This is a genomic window from candidate division Zixibacteria bacterium HGW-Zixibacteria-1, assembly GCA_002838945.1.
Classification (GTDB): Bacteria; Zixibacteria; MSB-5A5; order GN15; family PGXB01; genus PGXB01.
Genome location: PGXB01000038.1, coordinates 1 through 18,731, shown reverse-complemented (window position 1 = coordinate 18,731; position 18,731 = coordinate 1). Strand labels below are relative to the sequence as shown.

Here is an 18,731-nt window from a genome sequence, read left to right as displayed (position 1 = left end):
AAATTGTGATCGTTTTCCCTCCATAAAAGCGTTAGATTTGACACCAAATAGCATCATACAGGGTCATGTTCACTCCCTCCAATCGAGCCTTAAAAACCTCGGATAGTAAATGGTTGTGTCGCTTATGATCATCTCGATCGGCGCGTTGGTATTGTATGTGATTATTATATCCGCCCCCACGATTTCAGGGTGAGCCTTTGCCGCATAAATCATGATACCCGGCATTACCTTCTCAGGGGGCTCGTACACTAATCGCAAATCCGACCAGGGCCCGGTTATGGCCAGCGCTGTACGCATCATTATGTCGGCAGGGCCGAAACCTACTGTCTGAATCGCGAGATACTGGTCTGTGAGCGTGTCAATGACCACGGACAGTTCGGTGGCGCCCTCGGGGAACACCATGAGCGGCTCCGAAGCTAATTCCGAATTGAGTACCCAGGTAGATTTTTGCCCTGTCCACCATTGAATAGCACTAGTAGACCCTGTCACCACGCTGTCAACATGCCAACGAGCCAGATACATTGTATGATCGCCGGGCTCTTTGACACCAAACATATAAAGGTATGGCAGTTCAATTAATGTAGCTGCCCCCAGCATCATCCCATATTTATTCTCAGGCAGTTTTAATGGCGATATAGTCCACTCACCTGGATCTCCATCAAGATCGCTTACAAGGAAAGCAGCATGTGTGGAGTGCTCACACGGTCTGAAATCGAGACCGGAATCGCTGGGGCAGACATGCATTAGAAACACTACGAGGAAGCTGTCGAGTCTCACGGCATTACCGGGCCAGTACCAGCTTGTGTCATCGCCGGGGAAGAAAGCTCCTGGGGTATCTCTTGTTCCACGCCAGAAAACTGTGAAGTCGGCGGTTGACGGATCGTAACCCTCTTGAATTCCAAGACAATTTCGGATCATCTTAACGCAGCAGTAATCTCTGTTATAAGGTGGTTTCACACCAATGTAACTATCCGCAAACAGCCAGAGTACACGACCTTCACCCAAGTCTACTGATGACGCACAATCACCACCGCGCCAGTAAGGATCAGCATAGAACATTCGCTGGCTTGACTCCCAGGCTAAGCTTGTGAAGTCCTGAATGGATTGGGAGACCTCACCAGCTTCTGTGTTCGTCGACAAAACGTTTGCCAACAATACTAGAATGGCAATGCTTGCGCGAGATGTCAGCGGTCTTGTGCTCATGAATGGTGTCCCCGGCTCTTACGGATCAGAATGGCTTATATAGAAACGTGTGATTGTGTGATATCTCTCCCGGCGGTACAAACAGATCAGCCAACGGGATACCAGAAGCCTTGGAGAAATAAGCATCGGTCGCTTTGGCTTGCTCAAGGTATTTGTCACCTTCGGCTTTCTTCTCCTGGGCATAATTGAGTTTGGCCAACAGACCGAGGGCGTACGCCTTTAACGGCGCGATCGGTTTAGTCGCCAAAAAATCATTGAGGGCCGTTATCGCCAGGGGAATAGAGGTTCCTTTAGCTTGTTCATCCTGCCATATTTTCATGATGTGATGATTGGCGATGATAAGATAAAGAACCGAATTTGAAGGTTCCGCCTTCATAACTTCTTCAAGATATTTCACGCCCTGATCGGTTTTGCCTTCCCGGAGACATGTTTTCCCCAATTCTTCAAGCACCCGCATATTTCCCGGGTGCTGCTTTGCCAAATCCTTCCAGTAAGCAATCCGATCAAAGTCATCGGGCATCATTATGCAATGTCCTTTGCCCGCAAGAACAGGGTCAATGACCTGTAATCTCGCTTCGTATTGAGCCGCCTTAGCCGTATCCCGGCCCAAGCCCAGTTCTTCCGGCAACCCGCCGTATAGCTCAACAAGATTCAGCATTGGTTCACCGTAATCAGGTTTCGATTCGAGGACGGCCTCATAAGCGAGACAGACTGCCGCCAGATGTTCCTTGGCGTGTTCCTTATCGCTTTGTATAGGCACATAGGCCTTGAAGAATGTCACTTGGGCGGCAAAGTACCGATAGACAGGATTGCTGGGATCAAGCTCTACGGCTTTCTGAATTGATTTCTCACCACTTTCGATAGTGCTTTGGATATTCTTCAAATCTCCGGGACCCATATAGTAATACACTCTGGCAAGTTCATAGTACCCGGCGGCATCTGCGGGGTTTGCGGTGATGTGATCATTAAGCAAAGTTCTTGCCTCGTCCACCTTGCCGTCCAGCCGCAGTTGATACGCCTTAGCGACTGCGTCATCCGATTGGAGATCACCGCTTAAAGCAACACCACCGCATACAATGATGATTGCTACAGCCCCAAAGAGCCGAGCCAGCAAACTTTGCAGCAGATCATCCACTAGAAATTGAGTGAAACGTTTCATAAAAAACTCCTCTCAGGTTTTCAGAAGGGCCGGCGGCGGACCTCCTTACATGCGGGCTATCCAGCCAGTCGTTAGCGATAATCCGTCAGTACACGGCGACTCCAAATTGTTCCTACTTCTTGTCTCCAACTAACTTTCCATCACGATCAAATCTTACTGCATCCCCTCTTTTGAATCTCTGCCCTTCAATGGTGAAGTTTTCCGAGAGTTCACAGTATCTCAATAGTCCGTTTTCATAAAACACAGTACTGCCGTCCTTATAACCCGCTACCCAATTCAACAAAGCAGATAGAAACTGGAACTTGGCGCAAGGAATCCCCTGTATGATTTCATCTTGTGCCAGCCAGGCTGTCTTCAGTTGTCCATTCGGATGAAAACCAGTCATGAATCCGTCCTTTTCGCCCCGGCAAAGATGTCCCTGGATTTCGGTGTTCTGCTTGAGAAAGCACCAGTCGAGGTAACCATCGGAGGTTAAATGAACGACAGTACCGGCTGGAAGCGGCTGTCCGGATAGTGTGTCTTCGCGTCCTAATGTGCATGACGTCAGTTTCCCGTTCTGGTAGTATTCGACCGAGCCTACACAGGAAATGTCTTGAATTTCTACCACTTTCCCATCCGGTGCGGCTGTCATCCGACTCGTAATTGGTTCATTGCGACCACCAAAAATCATGGCCAATGTAAAGACCACTGCCGCGCCTGCTCCCAGAGTCCCAAAGACTCCAGCTCTGAGTCGGGGAGACACTTCCTCCTCCCGATCGCCTCTTCCCAGAAACAAGCAGGCTGATGCAGTTACTACTGGCGTTATGAAGAGCAACCATAAACCCGTACCTACTTCCCGAAAATCATAGAGATCGAAAGCGAAGATTGCCCCGGTTGCTACTGCGGCCAGAAGGAAAGCCATTGCCTTTGGGAATTTCCGTGCGAGTTGACCCAGTCCAACAATGATTCCCCCCACAACGATACCGAATATCGAGGCGACAGAGAACCCACCTTCAGCGATGATGAACAGCGCGAGGAACACCCCTACGGCACTAATTATCACAACGCCGGCCTTTCGATACTCGCCAACCATTATTAGCCCCGTGATTGCCTTGGCAGCGAGGCCGATGAAGATCAGCTCTGGCAGTCCGCCGGACGATTCCCCGCGCGAGGCTTTCCAGAGAGCGAACCCCGCAGCCGCAAGTATTATGACGATGAATCCGATGTTGCCAGACCGGGAATGAATAGTAAGTTGACGTTCATCGGCGTATTGCCTGGCAATCCCAAATTCATGAAGTGCAGGACGGAGCAAATAGGCGGCGACGAATAATAGCAATACAAATTCGTAGCCCATAACCGCCAGTGCTACGCCGACACAGCAAAGCCCACAGGCGAAGTAGAAAATCTTGTCTCGTTTAAACACAGTCTTTATCCTCCAGCAAAAACAGTTCTTCAACGGCAGTTTCGAGCTTCTCTGCCAGAAGAAGCGCCGGTTTCACTTCCTATTGCGAGCGGTTTCATCTGTTCTTTGCCTGATTCAGTTAATGTGTCACTTCGTACCTTGCGGTTCTGAATCGCTGTCGATTTTGTCCTGCCTGAAAAGGCACAGAGCCGCAAGTATCAGGGGCACACCAACAACCGCAGCCGTTCCAATCTGTGCCCAGCCGAGTCCTCTGCCGAGAATCACACAGAGCAGAAGCGCGGTCGCGGCAAGGATCACTATTCCAATCGGTCTGAAGTATTTCCCGGACAGCAGGCCGACGACAGCAATTGCACTTCCGGGAAGTGCATCCATCAGCTTGTCCTGAAATGGTGGACTTCCTTCCAAAAATCCAAATAGCGCTATCAGGAGACCAACAGAGGTTATGATCAGAGATGGTGCCTTTTGGAAATCCTTTACCAGGATCACATTTAACAGTGCTTTGGCAGCAAGCCCGATGACAATGGCCATAGCGAAGAGTTCATACGCATGGTTGTCTTCAGCTGCAAGTTTGATGGCCGCAATGACGCATGCAATCATCATAACGGCGAACGCAATATTGCCCGAACGGTAATGAATCGTCATTTGACGCTCATCGATTCTCTTCCGACCGACTCCGAGTGATGCCAGACTTGGACGCAGGAGATAGGAAGCTATCATGAGTGTCAGCCAGGACTGGTCCTGTGTTGCCGCGAATAGCCCCAGCGCCGCAACGAAGATGCCGCTCGCCCACCAGAATATCTGATCTTTCTTAAACATGGTCCTTCTCCTCCAGCACGAAAAGTTCTTCGACAGTAGTTTCGAGTGTCTCCGCCAGAAGCAAAGCCAGCTTCACTGACGGGGCGTAGTCACCTTTCTCAATTGAGACTATGGTCTGTCGTGACACCGAAACCATATCGGCGAGTTGCTGTTGGCTGAGTTCACCTCGCTCAAATCTATATTTTCTAAGATTCGTTTTCATCTGCGCCTTCAAGTGCGTTTGAATTGTTTGCCTTTATGGAATTGTAAATTATTATCGACAATATGTCAAGTAATATTTACATTGTGACAATAATATTTTACACCGGTAGGAAAAATCAAAACACAATTTCCGTGTTGTCGTCGTGACAAAATTGGGGCCAAAATGGTGTAGGATTGCTCAATTCTATTGAGGGATATAGACTTACAGAAAAGAAAGGATGAGCATAAGCCTGCGGAGTCGAGTTCAACGAATAGACGAACGCTTAACGATCATATCAAGCATACTCTTAATGTGCTTGGCGGATTCGAGACTCGGCTGCAGGGTCAGAGCTTTGTCGGCGGCAGAAATGGCCTCACGGTACAGCCCCACCTCGGTGGCGGTTTCGGCCAGGCTCAACCAACTCTCCGCCTGCGAGGAGTCGGCAGCGGTTGATTGATGGAAATACTCAAGAGCCTGTTCGGGCTGATTGATTCCCCGATAAAGATCGCCGACTTTCTTCAATAAGGCCGCTTTTTCGGAATCATTCAGATTGTCGCTCTTAAGGGCCGCGAGGGTCTGCAACCGGCCGGCCTGCATCCTGTAAACGGGCTGGTCTGTTGCGATCTGTGATGCCTGCGTCCAGAGGTCGGCGGCATGATCAAAATCACCCACGGCTTCATAGAGCATGGCGGCGTCGAGATAGGCATGAAGATCATCCGGTTTAGTCTTTGTCGATTGCTCATATAGTTCCGCGGCTTCTCGAAGCTTGTCCATATCGGCGGCGCCATCCGGATCGACATCGTTCCATAGCGCCAGTGCCTTATCGCAGCTTGCGGGGTGGGTTTGGGCATCAGTATCTTTTTCAATTTTCAAAGGTACGGTTCCGAACCTGTTATTGCGCCACTGACGAAGAAGCGTAGTATCCTGAAGAAGATTATGGTATTGATCATTCTTGAAGGAAAATTGGGACTGCGTCGCGGCCAGTTGCCCATAGATACGGGCGGCCTCTTCGATAAAGCCGTGATTTTCACATATACGGGCGAGATCGTACAAGATTGTCTCATTGCCGGGATTCAATTTGGCGGCTTCCCGATAAGTATGCACCGCTTTCGAAATTTCGCCCTCACTGTAGTACGCCAGTCCCAGCTCCCGCAACAATTCGACTGAATTCGGCTGGTACTGCAATTTCCTGAGAATACGAATTTTCTTAAGCTGCACCTCGATCGAGTTCAATATGCTTTTAGTCGGGCATAGTTTGCGAACCTCGAGGAATCCGGCGACAGCTTCATCAAGGCGGCCGGTTTCCAGATTGGTCAGGGCCAGGTTCATTCTTGCGAATGTGTGATCCGGTTTAAGCGCAATCGTTTTCTCGAATTCCTGTTTTGCAGAATCGAACTCCCCGTCCAGAAGATAGATATTGCCGAGCCAGTTGCGGGCGGTTACATCATCAGGATACAGACCGATCCTTTCCCGGAAATACCTTTTCTTTTCCGGGCAATGATTCAGCATGTGGGCCACATTGGCATCATTCAGGCCGGCATCATCGGATATCACCGCCGCTTCAGCGTACATGAGTCGATCACTTTTTAAAAATCCGACATCCAGCCGCGCGGCAATATCGGCATACGCCGCCATGGTACTCTCAAATGCCGCAGGAAGCGATTCGGATCGTTTCATGTACGGTAGAATCGATTTCCGGTATTTGACCAAATCCAGGCAATTGTTGATTCCTTCGGGGTCCTGTTCAACGTGGAACTGAGCATGAGGCATGTCATCCGTGCTGATTTTGTCGAAGCCGTCAAGCAATTCAGCCAGCCCGTCTTCACCCAGCATGAAGAAGCTAAGGAACTTTTCCGGCGTATCCACCCCGAATTCCGCCAGCCCGGCATCCTCGTACAGAGGTTCCAGCCTTTTGCTGAGTTCGTTGTAGTCGATTTCAAGACGCTCGGGTGTACCCAGCATAAGTACCTGGGTGGAGCCGTGAATCACCCAGAAACTCATGTGCGGGAAAACGGATCGGAAAGTGTTCAGGATTACTTTTATGGCGTCTCCCGGCAAAGGAATCAGCGCCCACTGACAAAAGACGCCGTTCGGTTCCAGCCGGTCCTTGACGAGCTGATAAAATTCCTGTGAATATAATGTCCATGAATCGAACATCTTGGGATTGGTGGCATCGGAGATGATGAGCGAATACTTGCGAGGGTTCAGAAGGAGCGCATTGCGGCCGTCATTGACGATTTTATGGAAATTGGGCTGGTTGATGACATCCAGGTTTTCCCGCGTGAAAGCTTCGGCGATACCGCCGATGTCCGGATTCAAATCGACGCAATCGAGCGATTGCACTACCCTTGCAGTGGCCCCCGCCGACATGCCGGCCCCGAACGCAACCATCAGAGCATCGGTCGGATTTTCATGCACCAGCGCCGGCAGCAATCCCAGCATCTTGAATAGCTGGACGTGCCATAACCTCGATGACGCCTCATTTACCGCATTGAGATGAAAATCTTTATAGCCGAGTTTTTTGAAATCATACACCAGGACATTGGCGACTTTGCCTTCTTTGTAGAACATGATATCGGCGTTGGGATGGGCGTTTTGAAACAGGCTCTTGAACAAATCCGGCGGCGCGGATAAAAACATCACCAGAATTATAACCGCGTAACCTGCTCCCCAGGCCGGACGCAGCTTCTTGCGGGCGCCTGACATCAGAGGCAGAAAACCGGCCAGCAGGTTCAATCCGGCGACGATTATAACACCCAGATGCAGGCCCACTGTTGGCAGCAGAATGAAACCGGCCGCAAAGGCCCCGATAATCGCGCCCACCGTATTGGCGGCATATACCGTTCCCACGCTGGTTCCTTCACGATTGGCACCCCGGCGGCAAATCTGAATCGCCAGCGGTACCGCAACACCCATCATGATCGTCGGTCCGATCATGATAACGGCTGTTTTGGCCAGCGTCAGGGCCTCGCTGAAATTGTTAAAGAGGGTGGAATGAAGAATCCGGAATATGTATGGTGTCGAATATGAAATCACGGCTATCCCGATCTGCAGCCAGATGAAGAGGCCGATTTGCTGCTTAATTTTCGAAAGGAAGCGGGCGTATATTAAACTGCCGGTTGCGATGCCTATCAGGAAAGTCGCCAGAATGGCCGTGAACGAGTAAACATTGTTGTGAAGAAAGAGATTCAACATTCGCGTCCAGAATACTTCGTAAGCCAGGGCGCAAAAACCGGAGAGACCGATGCCTATCAAAACCATCCGGATGGTCGCTTTGCCGTAAATCGATGCCTCTTCGAAATCATCATTGGCGGGACTGGTAACCGCTTTTGAACTGTCCGCCGATTCCGAGGCGGTTCTTCCGAGATACCAGGCAACAACCGCGACAGCCAGGTTGATGGCTACCGCCACCCAGGTGGTTTTCTGCATGCCCAGCAGGCGAAGCATGAAATAGCCGCAGGCAAAGGTGCCGATTACGGCGCCGACCGTGTTGAGGCCGTAGAGAAAGCCGGTTTGGTAACCGATCGAGTCATCGGATCCGGTGAAGCGTTTGATAAGAACCGGCAGAGTTCCACCCATCAGGAAGGTCGGCAAGCCTATCAAGACAAAACAAACCGCGAATCGAAACAGGTTCAGGAGGACGATATTACCCTCGAGGGCCGTATAAAGTCCGGCATACATGGGCGTTGCGATATCAAGGGCGAGGGGGAAGACCACGGCAAAGAGACCGATACCTGCTTCGAGAGCGGCATATACTTTTAGCAGCGGCCGAGGACGCCGGTCGATATACTTGCCGAGAACATAACTTCCGGCGGCCAGTCCGCCCATAAAGGCGCTCAGGACCGTGCTGGTGGCCATCATCGTATTGCCGAACACCAGGACAAGCAGCCGGGTCCAGACGATCTGATAAATCAGTCCGGAGACACCGGAAAATATGAAAAGCAGGTAAATTAAATATCGGTAATCTCGCCGATCATTCATTGTCGCCCCATGATATAACTTTATCGCCCAAAGAAACTTCACTTTCGTGCCGAATAATTTCGCCTAAAATAGCTATATTTCGGATAATATCAAGCGATTTCTTGCGGGAAAATGGACTGTTATGGTATAAGTTGGCGGCCGAACCCGCCGCTAATCCGTAATTTGTATTATTGAAGGCAATCGCGCTGCCACTGAAGCATGACTCAAGCTTCTAATTTGCTTTGTGGTACAAGGACTTACGTCATATTGTAACTACTTTTCTTTGATCTCAGAGCCATTGGCTATTGTCTTCGGATACTGAAGTCGTCCTTTTGTCAAGGCGCATGACATTAGAGATCATCCTTGAAGCGGTCGCCCGACAACGGCGCGAACGCTACGACCCTGTGGCTACGAGGCTTCCCTTAGCAGGTCCATTACCAGTCGGAAAGCCGTGCCAACCGCCGGGAAGCAAACCGTCTGGCCTATGTCAGAGCCCATGAGTTTCTCGCGCCCTTCCGCTGTGCTCAAATCCGCCCCCGTCAATTCGCGGCAGTTGATGGTCCCCATCTCGGTCTCGAAACGGCGGCGAAACTCCTGGGCCACCGCCGCCAGGCGCAGCCAGTCCTCCATGGTAGTGCCCCGCTCTTTTATGAGGCCGATGGCCATCACGGCACCGACGACGGCGCCGCAGACAGACCCCGTGTTGCCGATCCCGCCGCCAAAGCAGCCGGCGATCCGGGGAATGATCTCGTTTTCTATTTCAAATTCCTGGCACACGGCCAGGAGCACGGATTCCGATCAAACGTAACCCTGCCCCATGATTTGCATAGCCCGGTTTGGCTCCATGGTCTATTGTCCTTTCTGTTCGGCGATATATGGAAAGCCCGTCCACAGTTGCCTCTGCAAAAAAATTGGGGGTGGGGGGAGTCGAAATGGGCTGTTTTTGTAACCTTCAGAGACACATTAAATTACAGCGCAACTCGTTGATTACCTTGAGATTCCAATTTTTATTTAGTTTTATATGTTTGTGTCTGTTTTAGGTTGTTTTGACCTCAATATGGCACAAATATGGCATAAAATATATTGTGTTTTATAGATTATGTGGTCAATATTTCACACACTTCATTAAGAGCCAAAATTGCACTAGGGCGAGATATATGGGGTTTTAAGCGAACAATCTCATCTGCCTTTAAGTCAATGCTGTTATCACTATCCATTTTTTTGCTGACATAAAGAGCCGTCCCAAGCCTTTCAAGCTCAACGACTTTTTTATTGCCCAACTTTAGTGCTATTTGCTCTATCTTAGAACCATCATCTCCCAATTTGTCTGAATATTCTTCAAGGAGTGATTCACCATCTTCTGTCAATGCAAAGCTTGGCCCATAAGGATATTGTTGAGGAATTAACTTAACAACATCATTGGACTGCAATGAAACCAATAAGTCACTTAAATTGAAGGAAAAAGGCCCATGTTTATACAGAATAAAATCGAAGTCCGTATTGACTCCAATACCCTCCTGCAAAAAATACATAGTCTTTTGAACATGAGTCTCACCGCACCAAGACCCAAATCTTTTCAGTTCCTTTATTAACTTTAATACTATCGCACTAGACTTATTTGTCAGCATCTTCTTCCTCCAATTCAAAATTTATTAAATTTTCACGGTCTTTCGCAAGCCATTTTTTGGCTTCATCTTTTATTGATTTATCGATATAAACAACCTCATTTTCGGGAGTTGGTATATTTTCAATTACCTTTGAAAGGTTTAATGCATAGTCTGCCCGATCGTCATTTTGATAAACCAAAAAACTAGCTGGTTTGCCTTTAGCTGGCATATGGTAATATCTAACAAAATCTTCACCATATTTATTACGCATTGCGTTAAACACATTTTTAACGGCATTTTTATTTCGGCTCAAATCACTGGGATATCTTTGATAAAATACTCGTAAATGATCCCTTCCTATTATTCGTTTGGCATGTTTATGCCCCTTTTCATCTTTATTGCTTGCGGCATTATACATATTCATCATAATTTCATTATCGGTAATCATCATGTAATCAACAGGAATTGTTGGAAACAGCTGCCCATTTCTATTCTCTACAAGGAAATCAGTTAAATGAAGATCGTAAATCTTAGTGACTGGATGAAAGTACACTTGTGAAAACATGAAATATCTAGATAATAACAATGCCTCTGATGTTACAAGTCCGCCTTCTTCTACTCCAAGGGAAGGTTCTTTAGATTTTTCGCCATTGTCAGTTTCTGCTGGCGGTGTAACAATTCTCAGAGTATCAATTAGTCTGTAATGATCAAATTTGCCATGAACTAATCCAGAATGATGAGAATCTCTAAGAAGGTAATCCATCCTGTCAACACCAAAAGCATCACCAACAATGACTTCAGATAATAATATTTCCCAATCATTAAATTCTAAATCCTTTGCTTTTTTGGGGCCGATTGCCAGCTTAACTACATGTTCTGGTTTTATAACGAGAGAAACTTCGTTTTCTAAGATATTCTTTATTTCGCTTTTTTCGATGATTTCTCTAGTCATTCTTTCATGATCCCATTCCACTGGCAACAATTTATCTTCTGCTGCATGAGAAAAAGGAAGGTGACCCATGTCATGACAAAGGGCAGCAATTCTAAGTGTTTTTTTCCAATAATTGAGAACAGAATTGTCATTGAGGTCAACATCACAATCGGAAAAAAGACCACGAACTTCATCGCTTATTTTATAAGGGGACGTAATTACATCAAAAACCCTTCCAGCTAGTTCCATAACTCCAAGAGAATGCTCAAATCTCCGATGAGTAGCTCCAGGATAAACCATAAAAGATAATGATAGCTGATGTATATTTCTCAGTCTTTGAAAAGGAAGTGAATTGATAATTTTGCGTTCATCTTCATCAAACTGGATAAACGCATGAATAGGGTCCTTGACTTCATGTCTATATTTTTTCACAGCTTTGACCTTTTCTACAATTCTCTCAAATCAATAAAGAGTTAAGTTATAGATATTCAAATCACAAGTTAATCACATTATTATCACTTCGCAATATTTAAACATTTGCCACATATCTACAGCATATTAAGCTCGATTTTCTTTGCTTTTCTTCCATTATCGTTCTTGGATTCAAGCCACTTTAAAACGTCATTCTCCTTAAAGCGAACAAGCCTACCTAACTTCATATGCGGAATAAATCCGATATGTGTCCACTGATAAATAGTGGATACCTTTACGCCCAGGTATTCCGCCATTTCATGTTTGATTAATAATAGGTGGGAGGGGGCGGAATTGCACCGCCCGATCGCTCACTCCCATATAATAAAGAACAGCCTAGTATCAGCGTTGAACTGCAGACTCACTTAATGTTGAAAACGGCTGCTGACCAGCCCCTCCCAGGAGCGATGCTCCCACCATCAAGGACGCAACCATTGCGAGATTAAAATTCATGTGGAACTCCATTTCTAGAATTACACCGATTTCAATTGTCGGCAAACTCATTGCTTGGCTAAGCGCTCCAAAACATGGGCTAAAAAATATTAATGGAGGTGGGGGGAGTCGAACCCCCGTCCGAAAAGGGTGCCAGATCATCATCTACGTGCGTAGCCGACTCTTTTATTCTCGCTCCGATTGCTGCCGAGCGGCAGGCCACAACCGGCGCCAGCCTTTATTTTTTAAGTTTCCCGTAAAGGCGTTCGGTCAACCGAGCCTTCCTGACCGTCGCTCCAGCCCGCCCGGAAAGGCGGCAGGCAGGTGGAACGGGTTACCTAATTATTAGTTAGGCAGCCATGGCATAATTGTATTCGCCATTTATATGGTGTACCGGATGTTTTTCGAGAAATCCGGAGTCCCTCGGCACGCCGACAATCCCTCACCAATCCCGTCGAAACCATTTCACCCCCAGGCATTTATGCCTGCTTTTGGCCTTAAGCAGGCATAACGCCTGTTTTGGCCTTCGGTCTGCCTTTGCGAGATTTTTCCCGAATTAGCATCCTTGAGCCGTTACCAAAGGCCAAAAGTAAACAGTTTTTTGTCAAAGATCAGCACTTCTATAACGTTATACCGATATAATCGGTTTCATATTCAATATAAATAACTACCCCGAAATGTCAATCGCCTTAATTCCAATACCCGATTTCACATTCAGGTCCGCCTAAACTGGCGGCCGCCTGATATGGTCATGTCAAAAATATGTGCGATTGTCGATTATTTAAATATTTTACACATTCAATAAATCAATCGTCTTAGGTTTAAGAGGGAAATCCTGAAATAGATTTCAAGAAGTCATTATGTCAACAGGAGGGATAATTATGAAAGGCCAAGTTGATAAAAGACTGGCGGTTATGCCGGTGTTGCTGATTCTGGCGATGCTGCTTCTGCCGCCGGACATCATGGCCAGAGTACCGGAATTCGAACCAAGTCATATCGGCAAGATTGCCGCCGACAGCACCACCGAACCATATGTCACGATCGGCGTCCACGATGTCGGCCAAATCGGCCTGACGATTTCGAATGTGGCCCAGATCGGGACGGGATTCATGGGGCAGAATATTCTCAATCCGGCTAATGGCCTTCCGGCTCCAAATTGCGAGTACCCGCTCGGAAGCGGGCTTCAATATCTTTTTGCCGGAGCCTTCTGGGTCGGGGCGGTTGTCGGCGATGACACCCTGGTATCGGTTGGCCATGATGGGTGGTTTCTGGTCAGGGAAATGTGGCCCGATGTCTGGCCCGAAGGCGATATTGTCTATCGCTCGATCAATGGGCCCGACGCCGAAAACGCCGTCTCCGAACAGGATTTTATTGCAACATATTTCGACACCTTAGTCGATCCGAGTTATGTTGACAATGATCCGATTGATGGGCCGCATGTACCGCTCAATATTCAGGTGACGCAGAAAAGTTATGCCTGGAGCGGGCCATATGCCGAGGATTTCGTTATTTTTGATTACAATATTGAAAACATCGGAACCGTGCCACTTGAAAAAGTATATTTGGGTATACTGGTTGATGGCGATGTGAGGGGAGAGAACTCCCAAATGGGTTTTCTGGATGATATTTGCGGTTTCAAAAAGACGGTTGAATCTCAATTGGGATGCGGTTTTATGGATACCATCAATCTGGCCTGGACTGCCGACAATGACGGCAAAGAAGACGACGCGGTCTGCCCCTTCGATAATAATTCGCTGACTTCTGTAACCGGTGTAAGCATCCTGCGAACTCCTTCGGAATCGGCCAATATTTCATTCAACTACTGGTTTTCGAATTATGATAAGAGTCTTGACTGGGGGCCGCGCCAACAGGGTACCATCTCAGATCCATTCCGGAATTTTGGTCCGGTCGCGGGCCAGCAATTGGGAACACCGATCGGGGATCATAACAAATATTATATCATGAGCCATCCTGAAATAGATTATGACCAGTTATTTGACGCAGTCGATCATACAGCCGAAGGGTGGCTGCCTCCTGCAATAACAGCCATGTCTCTGGATTTCGCAGATGGTTATGAAACCAGATATTTATTGTCTGTCGGACCGTTCGACATCGGGCCGGGGGAGATGCTTCCGCTGGCCTTTGCCTATGTTGCCGGCGAGAATTTTCATACCGAGTGCAATGCTTTCGATTCACTGTTCAATCCCTATAATCCGCAGGCTTACTCTAATTATTTAAACTTCACCGATATCGCCTTCAATGCGGTCTGGGCCGACTGGGTGTATGATAATCCCGGCGTCGATACCGACGGCGATGCATACCGCGGGAAATTTTTCCTCTGCGGCGAGGACACCGTTTGCTACAAAGGTGATGGTGTTCCCGATTTCCATCAGCCCGATCCGCTCGGTATCGGCGACCCGCCCGATAATGATCTGTTGCCGAAGGATTTCATCCTGCACCAGAATTATCCGAATCCGTTTAATCCTTCGACAAGGTTGGCCTTCAGCCTGACCCGGGCCACGGAAGTCAAACTTGAGGTATTCAATATTCTCGGGCAGAGAATAACAACTTTGATCGATGAATTTAGCGCGGCCGGTGAATATGAAGTTGCATGGGACGGGAGTGATGATGCCGGCCGGAAAATGCCCAGCGGGGTTTATTTTTACCGGATACAGACCGAGCGGGCCACTGCAGCGCGCAAGATGCTTCTGTTGAAATAATCGCCACTCTGGTATCAAACCTTGACGTTTGATACCAGGGGTAAATTAAAAATATTTACTCAACAGGAGCGGCCTTTTTTGCGGCATCATAGATATCTTTAAGCGGGATATTATTTTCGTCGGCTATTTTTTTGCAGTCGTCATATTCGGGTGCAATATTTTTGATCTGCCCTTTGTACTTACTTATCTTTACCCGAATATCACCATAGATAGTATTGACAGTTGTAATTTCACGTTGAAGTTTCATTCTTTCCACCTGATGCATCCTGACGCCGATGGTGGTGGTTTCCGAAAAGAGAATCGATATGATATCGTCGATGCGGTCATTATCGGCAATAACACTCAGAAGCACCCCCGGACGGCTTTTCTTCATGTAAACAGGGGAAGTATAAACATCGAGCGCGCCCTGCTTGAATAATTTCTCCGAGACATATTCGTAGAACTCCGGGTTCATGTCGTCGATATTGGTCTCAATAACCGTAACCGCGTCGGTTTCATAATCGCTTTTGGCGACTTCACCGATCATCACCCGCAACAGGTTGGGTATTTCCAGATCACTGGTACCTGCGCCGTAACCGATCTGCCCGATATTCATGGCCGGCAGATTCCCGAATGAATCGGCCAGGGTAGAAATAATCGCGGCTCCGGTCGGTGTGGTCAGTTCCTTTTCGATACCGGTTGAAAAAACCGGAACATCTTTGAGCAGTTCCACCGTGGCCGGAGCGGGGACAGGAATTTTCCCATGCCGGCAATCGACAAAGCCGCGGCCGACATGGATTCTCGAGGCATATATCTTCTCGATACCGAGCAGTTTGATGCCGATCACGCTTCCGACGATATCGATAATGGCATCGATTGCGCCCACCTCATGGAAATGTATTTTTTCTATGGTGGTATTGTGAATTTTGGCTTCGGCCTCGGCCAGACGCAGAAATATCTTTTTGCCCGCTTGTTTTATGTCATCGCCAAGATCGCTGTTATCAATAATTTCATTGATATGTTTTAGATGGCGGTGAGCTTTCTGTTCTTCTATTTGAACATTCACTTTTGTACCGGTGATACCGTTCTTGGTAACTTTCTCCGTGGTGATAGTGTACCCTTCGAGTTTGAGTTTCGCCAATTCCGTTTTGAGTTTTTCAATATCCAGCCCGGCGTCAACCAAAGCTCCCAGTGTCATATCGCCGCTGATACCGGCGAAACAATCGAAATAGATGGCTTTCAACTTTTCTCTCCCATCAGATTAATCAATCCGGCAAAATATCCGCCGCCGAAACCATTGTCGATATTCATCACCGCCACGCCGGGCGCGCAGGAGTTAAGCATCGACAGGAGCGGCGCAATACCGCTGAAACTGGCCCCGTAGCCGATACTGGTCGGCACGGCCACGACCGGTCTGTCCACCAAACCGCCGACCACACTGGCCAGCGCTCCCTCCATGCCGGCCACAACCACGATAACATTGGCGCTGAAAAGTTTTTCTTTGTTGTCAAGCAGGCGATGCACCCCCGCGACTCCTATATCATACAGCCGCTCGACCGGGTTGCCCATCACCTCGGCCGTCACCGCCGCTTCTTCGGCCACCGGGATATCCGAAGTCCCGGCGCTGATCACCGCAACGGACCTGTCCGTTTTCTTTTCGGGCATTTTGCCGATCAGGATAACTCTGGCGGCTTCATGGTAGGATGCATCATCGCGCACCTTATCGACCGCGTCGAAAATTTCTTTTGAAGCGCGGGTGGCCATGACCAGATGCTCGGATTCCGACAAGCGATTGATTATGGCAATGATTTGTTCGATGGTCTTGCCCTGGCAGAAAATTACTTCGGGAAAACCCCTTCTGATACCGCGATGAGTGTCGATCTTGGCAAAACCGAGATCTTCGTAGGGGAAACCTTTCAGAAGATGCATTGCGTGATCGACATCCATTTTGCCGTCATGCAAATCCTGAAGAAGCTGCTTTATCTTGTCTTTGTTCATTCTTGCCGGGTGGATCTGTTTTTCAGGACTTCATTCAGACTGCCGGATCGAAATCCCTGCAAATCCAGCGCCACATATTTATAACCGAAAGACTTCAATTTATCAATGATTTTCTCACGGATTGATTCATCGAGAAAAAGATTGATACTTTCCGGCGGTATCTCGATCCGGGCCACATCATCATGATCACGCACCCGCAGTTCCCGTACCCCCAATGTCCGAAGGTACTCTTCCGACTGTCCGATCCGCGACAGTTTTTCCGGCGTGATAACCTGCCCATAGGGGACTCTCGACGCCAGGCAGGGCGAGGCCGGTTTGTCCCACGTGGGAAGATTCAACTCTTTCGAGAGAATCCTGATCTCGTCTTTGGTCAGCCCCGCTTCTTTCAGCGGGCTGATAACGCCGAATTCACCCGCCGCTCTGGCGCCGGGGCGGTAGTCGCTGAGATCATCGAAATTGGCGCCGTCGAGGAGCCATTTGATTTTATGTTCGCGGGCGATTTCCGATAATTTCTCGAAAAGCTTGTGCTTGCAGTGATAGCACCGGTCGATCGGATTGGCCGTAAATTCGGCATCCGCAAGTTCATCGGTTTTGATAACGATATATTTCACCCCGAGCGATTCGGCAAAAGCGCTGGCCTGTTCGAAATCTCCCGGCGGTGTCACTTCCGAATGTGAGGTTACCGCCGTCAATTTATCTTTCAGCACATCGGCGCCGATTTTGAGAAGAAAGGTCGAATCGACCCCGCCGGAATAGGCGATCAGGGCGCTGTCGAGCGAAGCCAATTGTTTCATCAGCTTCTGCACTTTGGCCGCCAGCCCCTTGGGATGATTGGCTTTTTCCTGATACTGTTTTATACTCTGCATATCCTTTTCACCATATTAAAAGACACAATTAAGATACGGCTTTGAATCAATTTCGATGGATAATGATTTGATTAACTTTATTAATTAACCAAAAAGGTGAAAAGAAACTTATTTATTTGGAAAAATACTCAATAATTGGCCAAATTGAGGCAGACTGATATTCGGGATGTAGGCTCATTTCTTTAGACACTTCACGCATAACAGCAGCGATTTTATCATCATATTCAATTGTACATGTCATTAATGGACCTTGTTCAATATCTGTGGCATCAAATAGAAACTCAAGAACCGGATTTGCGCCCTCCATAGCAATTGCCCGCCATATAAAACGAGGCATTCTTTCCAAGAGGCATTGCAATTTTTTATTTTCTTCCAATAATGTCGATTTAAATACTTCTTCCTTTAAAGAATTTACAGAAGTGAGATATATATCCCAGTCCAAACTGCAAGTTAGATGGATTTTTTTTGCGAGCCTAAATACTTCGATAAGAGTATTCAAATTATTGACATTGTCGTGAATTGTCGAATATGGTATTCGTACTTTATGATAAAGTGGAATATAAAGAACATGAGGAATTGCCCGACCACTACCGATTGGTCCTGTATCCTCTTTATCTCTCCATGACGTGCGAAGTGATTTGTGTATTTCCCCATCTATCTCTATGGTTTCACCGTCAAATATCATCCTTGCGAAGGGGCCAATTTGGTCATCATGAGCATATATTTCATTTATTTTTGAAGAGCGCAGCATGAATCCATATTCGCCAACGGGATTTGCATTTGGCAAGCCAAGACTAAATCCAGTAATTGTGACAGCATGGGCACCCATAAATTCGGGTCGTTCTTTGGTCATATCCCAAAGGGTGACACATAATATAATGGGAATTCCACCGCGTATATATGCATAACATGAAGTTCCCCCGATTTAGTGGACACGGAGAAAGGATACTATTATTATGATTCTTTCTCATCCTGAGTCCCGAAGGACAGGAGGTGTTCAGATGTT

At 47.8% G+C, this 18,731-nt stretch carries 15 protein-coding genes and 1 other RNA gene; 1 reads left to right on the top strand and 15 read right to left on the bottom strand.

The genetic code is table 11. The features are described from left to right. Positions 1 to 69: 69 nt before the first annotated feature. The 11 genes from CVT49_12925 to ssrA all read right to left on the bottom strand — a co-directional run bounded on the left by CVT49_12925 (position 70) and on the right by ssrA (position 12,635). Complete coding sequence (locus tag CVT49_12925) at positions 70 to 1,203, bottom strand: hypothetical protein (GenBank protein ID PKK82582.1); 1,134 nt, start codon at positions 1,201 to 1,203, stop codon at positions 70 to 72. A gap of 25 nt (positions 1,204 to 1,228) precedes the next feature. Further along, positions 1,229 to 2,362, bottom strand: coding sequence for a hypothetical protein (locus CVT49_12920; GenBank protein PKK82581.1), 1,134 nt, complete (start codon positions 2,360 to 2,362; stop codon positions 1,229 to 1,231). 112 nt (positions 2,363 to 2,474) lie between these two features. Beyond that, complete coding sequence (locus CVT49_12915; protein ID PKK82580.1) at positions 2,475 to 3,764, bottom strand: hypothetical protein; 1,290 nt, start codon at positions 3,762 to 3,764, stop codon at positions 2,475 to 2,477. 126 nt (positions 3,765 to 3,890) lie between these two features. Continuing rightward, positions 3,891 to 4,580: a hypothetical protein gene (locus CVT49_12910; protein PKK82579.1), complete on the bottom strand. Its 690-nt coding sequence runs from the start codon at positions 4,578 to 4,580 to the stop codon at positions 3,891 to 3,893. Further along, positions 4,573 to 4,782, bottom strand: coding sequence for a transcriptional regulator (locus CVT49_12905; protein PKK82578.1), 210 nt, complete (start codon positions 4,780 to 4,782; stop codon positions 4,573 to 4,575). Before CVT49_12905 ends, CVT49_12910 begins: the two co-directional genes overlap by 8 nt. A 243-nt stretch (positions 4,783 to 5,025) precedes the next feature. Continuing rightward, positions 5,026 to 8,742 (bottom strand): hypothetical protein, encoded by a 3,717-nt coding sequence (locus tag CVT49_12900; protein ID PKK82577.1) that lies wholly within the window; start codon positions 8,740 to 8,742, stop codon positions 5,026 to 5,028. A 387-nt stretch (positions 8,743 to 9,129) separates the two neighbouring features. Next, positions 9,130 to 9,510 (bottom strand): hypothetical protein, encoded by a 381-nt coding sequence (locus tag CVT49_12895; protein ID PKK82576.1) that lies wholly within the window; start codon positions 9,508 to 9,510, stop codon positions 9,130 to 9,132. A 308-nt stretch (positions 9,511 to 9,818) separates the two neighbouring features. Further along, positions 9,819 to 10,349 carry a hypothetical protein gene (locus CVT49_12890; protein ID PKK82575.1) on the bottom strand — a complete coding sequence of 177 codons (531 nt, stop codon included), beginning with the start codon at positions 10,347 to 10,349 and terminating at the stop codon, positions 9,819 to 9,821. Continuing rightward, positions 10,336 to 11,691 carry a phosphohydrolase gene (locus CVT49_12885; protein PKK82574.1) on the bottom strand — a complete coding sequence of 452 codons (1,356 nt, stop codon included), beginning with the start codon at positions 11,689 to 11,691 and terminating at the stop codon, positions 10,336 to 10,338. Before CVT49_12885 ends, CVT49_12890 begins: the two co-directional genes overlap by 14 nt. Before the next feature lie 116 nt (positions 11,692 to 11,807). Continuing rightward, positions 11,808 to 11,987: a hypothetical protein gene (locus CVT49_12880; protein PKK82573.1), complete on the bottom strand. Its 180-nt coding sequence runs from the start codon at positions 11,985 to 11,987 to the stop codon at positions 11,808 to 11,810. Positions 11,988 to 12,273: 286 nt separating this feature from the next. Beyond that, positions 12,274 to 12,635, bottom strand: a transfer-messenger RNA (tmRNA) gene (gene ssrA / locus CVT49_12875). A gap of 387 nt (positions 12,636 to 13,022) precedes the next feature. On the opposite strand from ssrA, the gene CVT49_12870 reads away from it, so the two are divergent. After that, on the top strand, positions 13,023 to 14,882 hold the full coding sequence (locus tag CVT49_12870) for a hypothetical protein (GenBank protein PKK82572.1): 1,860 nt from the start codon (positions 13,023 to 13,025) through the stop codon (positions 14,880 to 14,882). A gap of 55 nt (positions 14,883 to 14,937) precedes the next feature. On the opposite strand, the gene CVT49_12865 is transcribed toward CVT49_12870, so the two are convergent. The 4 genes from CVT49_12865 to CVT49_12850 all read right to left on the bottom strand — a co-directional run bounded on the left by CVT49_12865 (position 14,938) and on the right by CVT49_12850 (position 18,554). After that, positions 14,938 to 16,104: a TIGR00299 family protein gene (locus tag CVT49_12865; GenBank protein PKK82571.1), complete on the bottom strand. Its 1,167-nt coding sequence runs from the start codon at positions 16,102 to 16,104 to the stop codon at positions 14,938 to 14,940. Continuing rightward, positions 16,101 to 16,859: a 1-(5-phosphoribosyl)-5-amino-4-imidazole-carboxylate carboxylase gene (locus tag CVT49_12860; protein PKK82570.1), complete on the bottom strand. Its 759-nt coding sequence runs from the start codon at positions 16,857 to 16,859 to the stop codon at positions 16,101 to 16,103. The genes CVT49_12865 and CVT49_12860 overlap by 4 nt, the downstream gene beginning before the upstream one ends. Beyond that, positions 16,856 to 17,725, bottom strand: coding sequence for a TIGR00268 family protein (locus tag CVT49_12855; protein ID PKK82569.1), 870 nt, complete (start codon positions 17,723 to 17,725; stop codon positions 16,856 to 16,858). The genes CVT49_12860 and CVT49_12855 overlap by 4 nt, the downstream gene beginning before the upstream one ends. Positions 17,726 to 17,837: 112 nt before the next feature. Then, positions 17,838 to 18,554, bottom strand: a complete 717-nt coding sequence (locus CVT49_12850) for a hypothetical protein (protein ID PKK82568.1) — start codon at positions 18,552 to 18,554, stop codon at positions 17,838 to 17,840. Between the last annotated feature and the right edge of the window lie 177 nt (positions 18,555 to 18,731).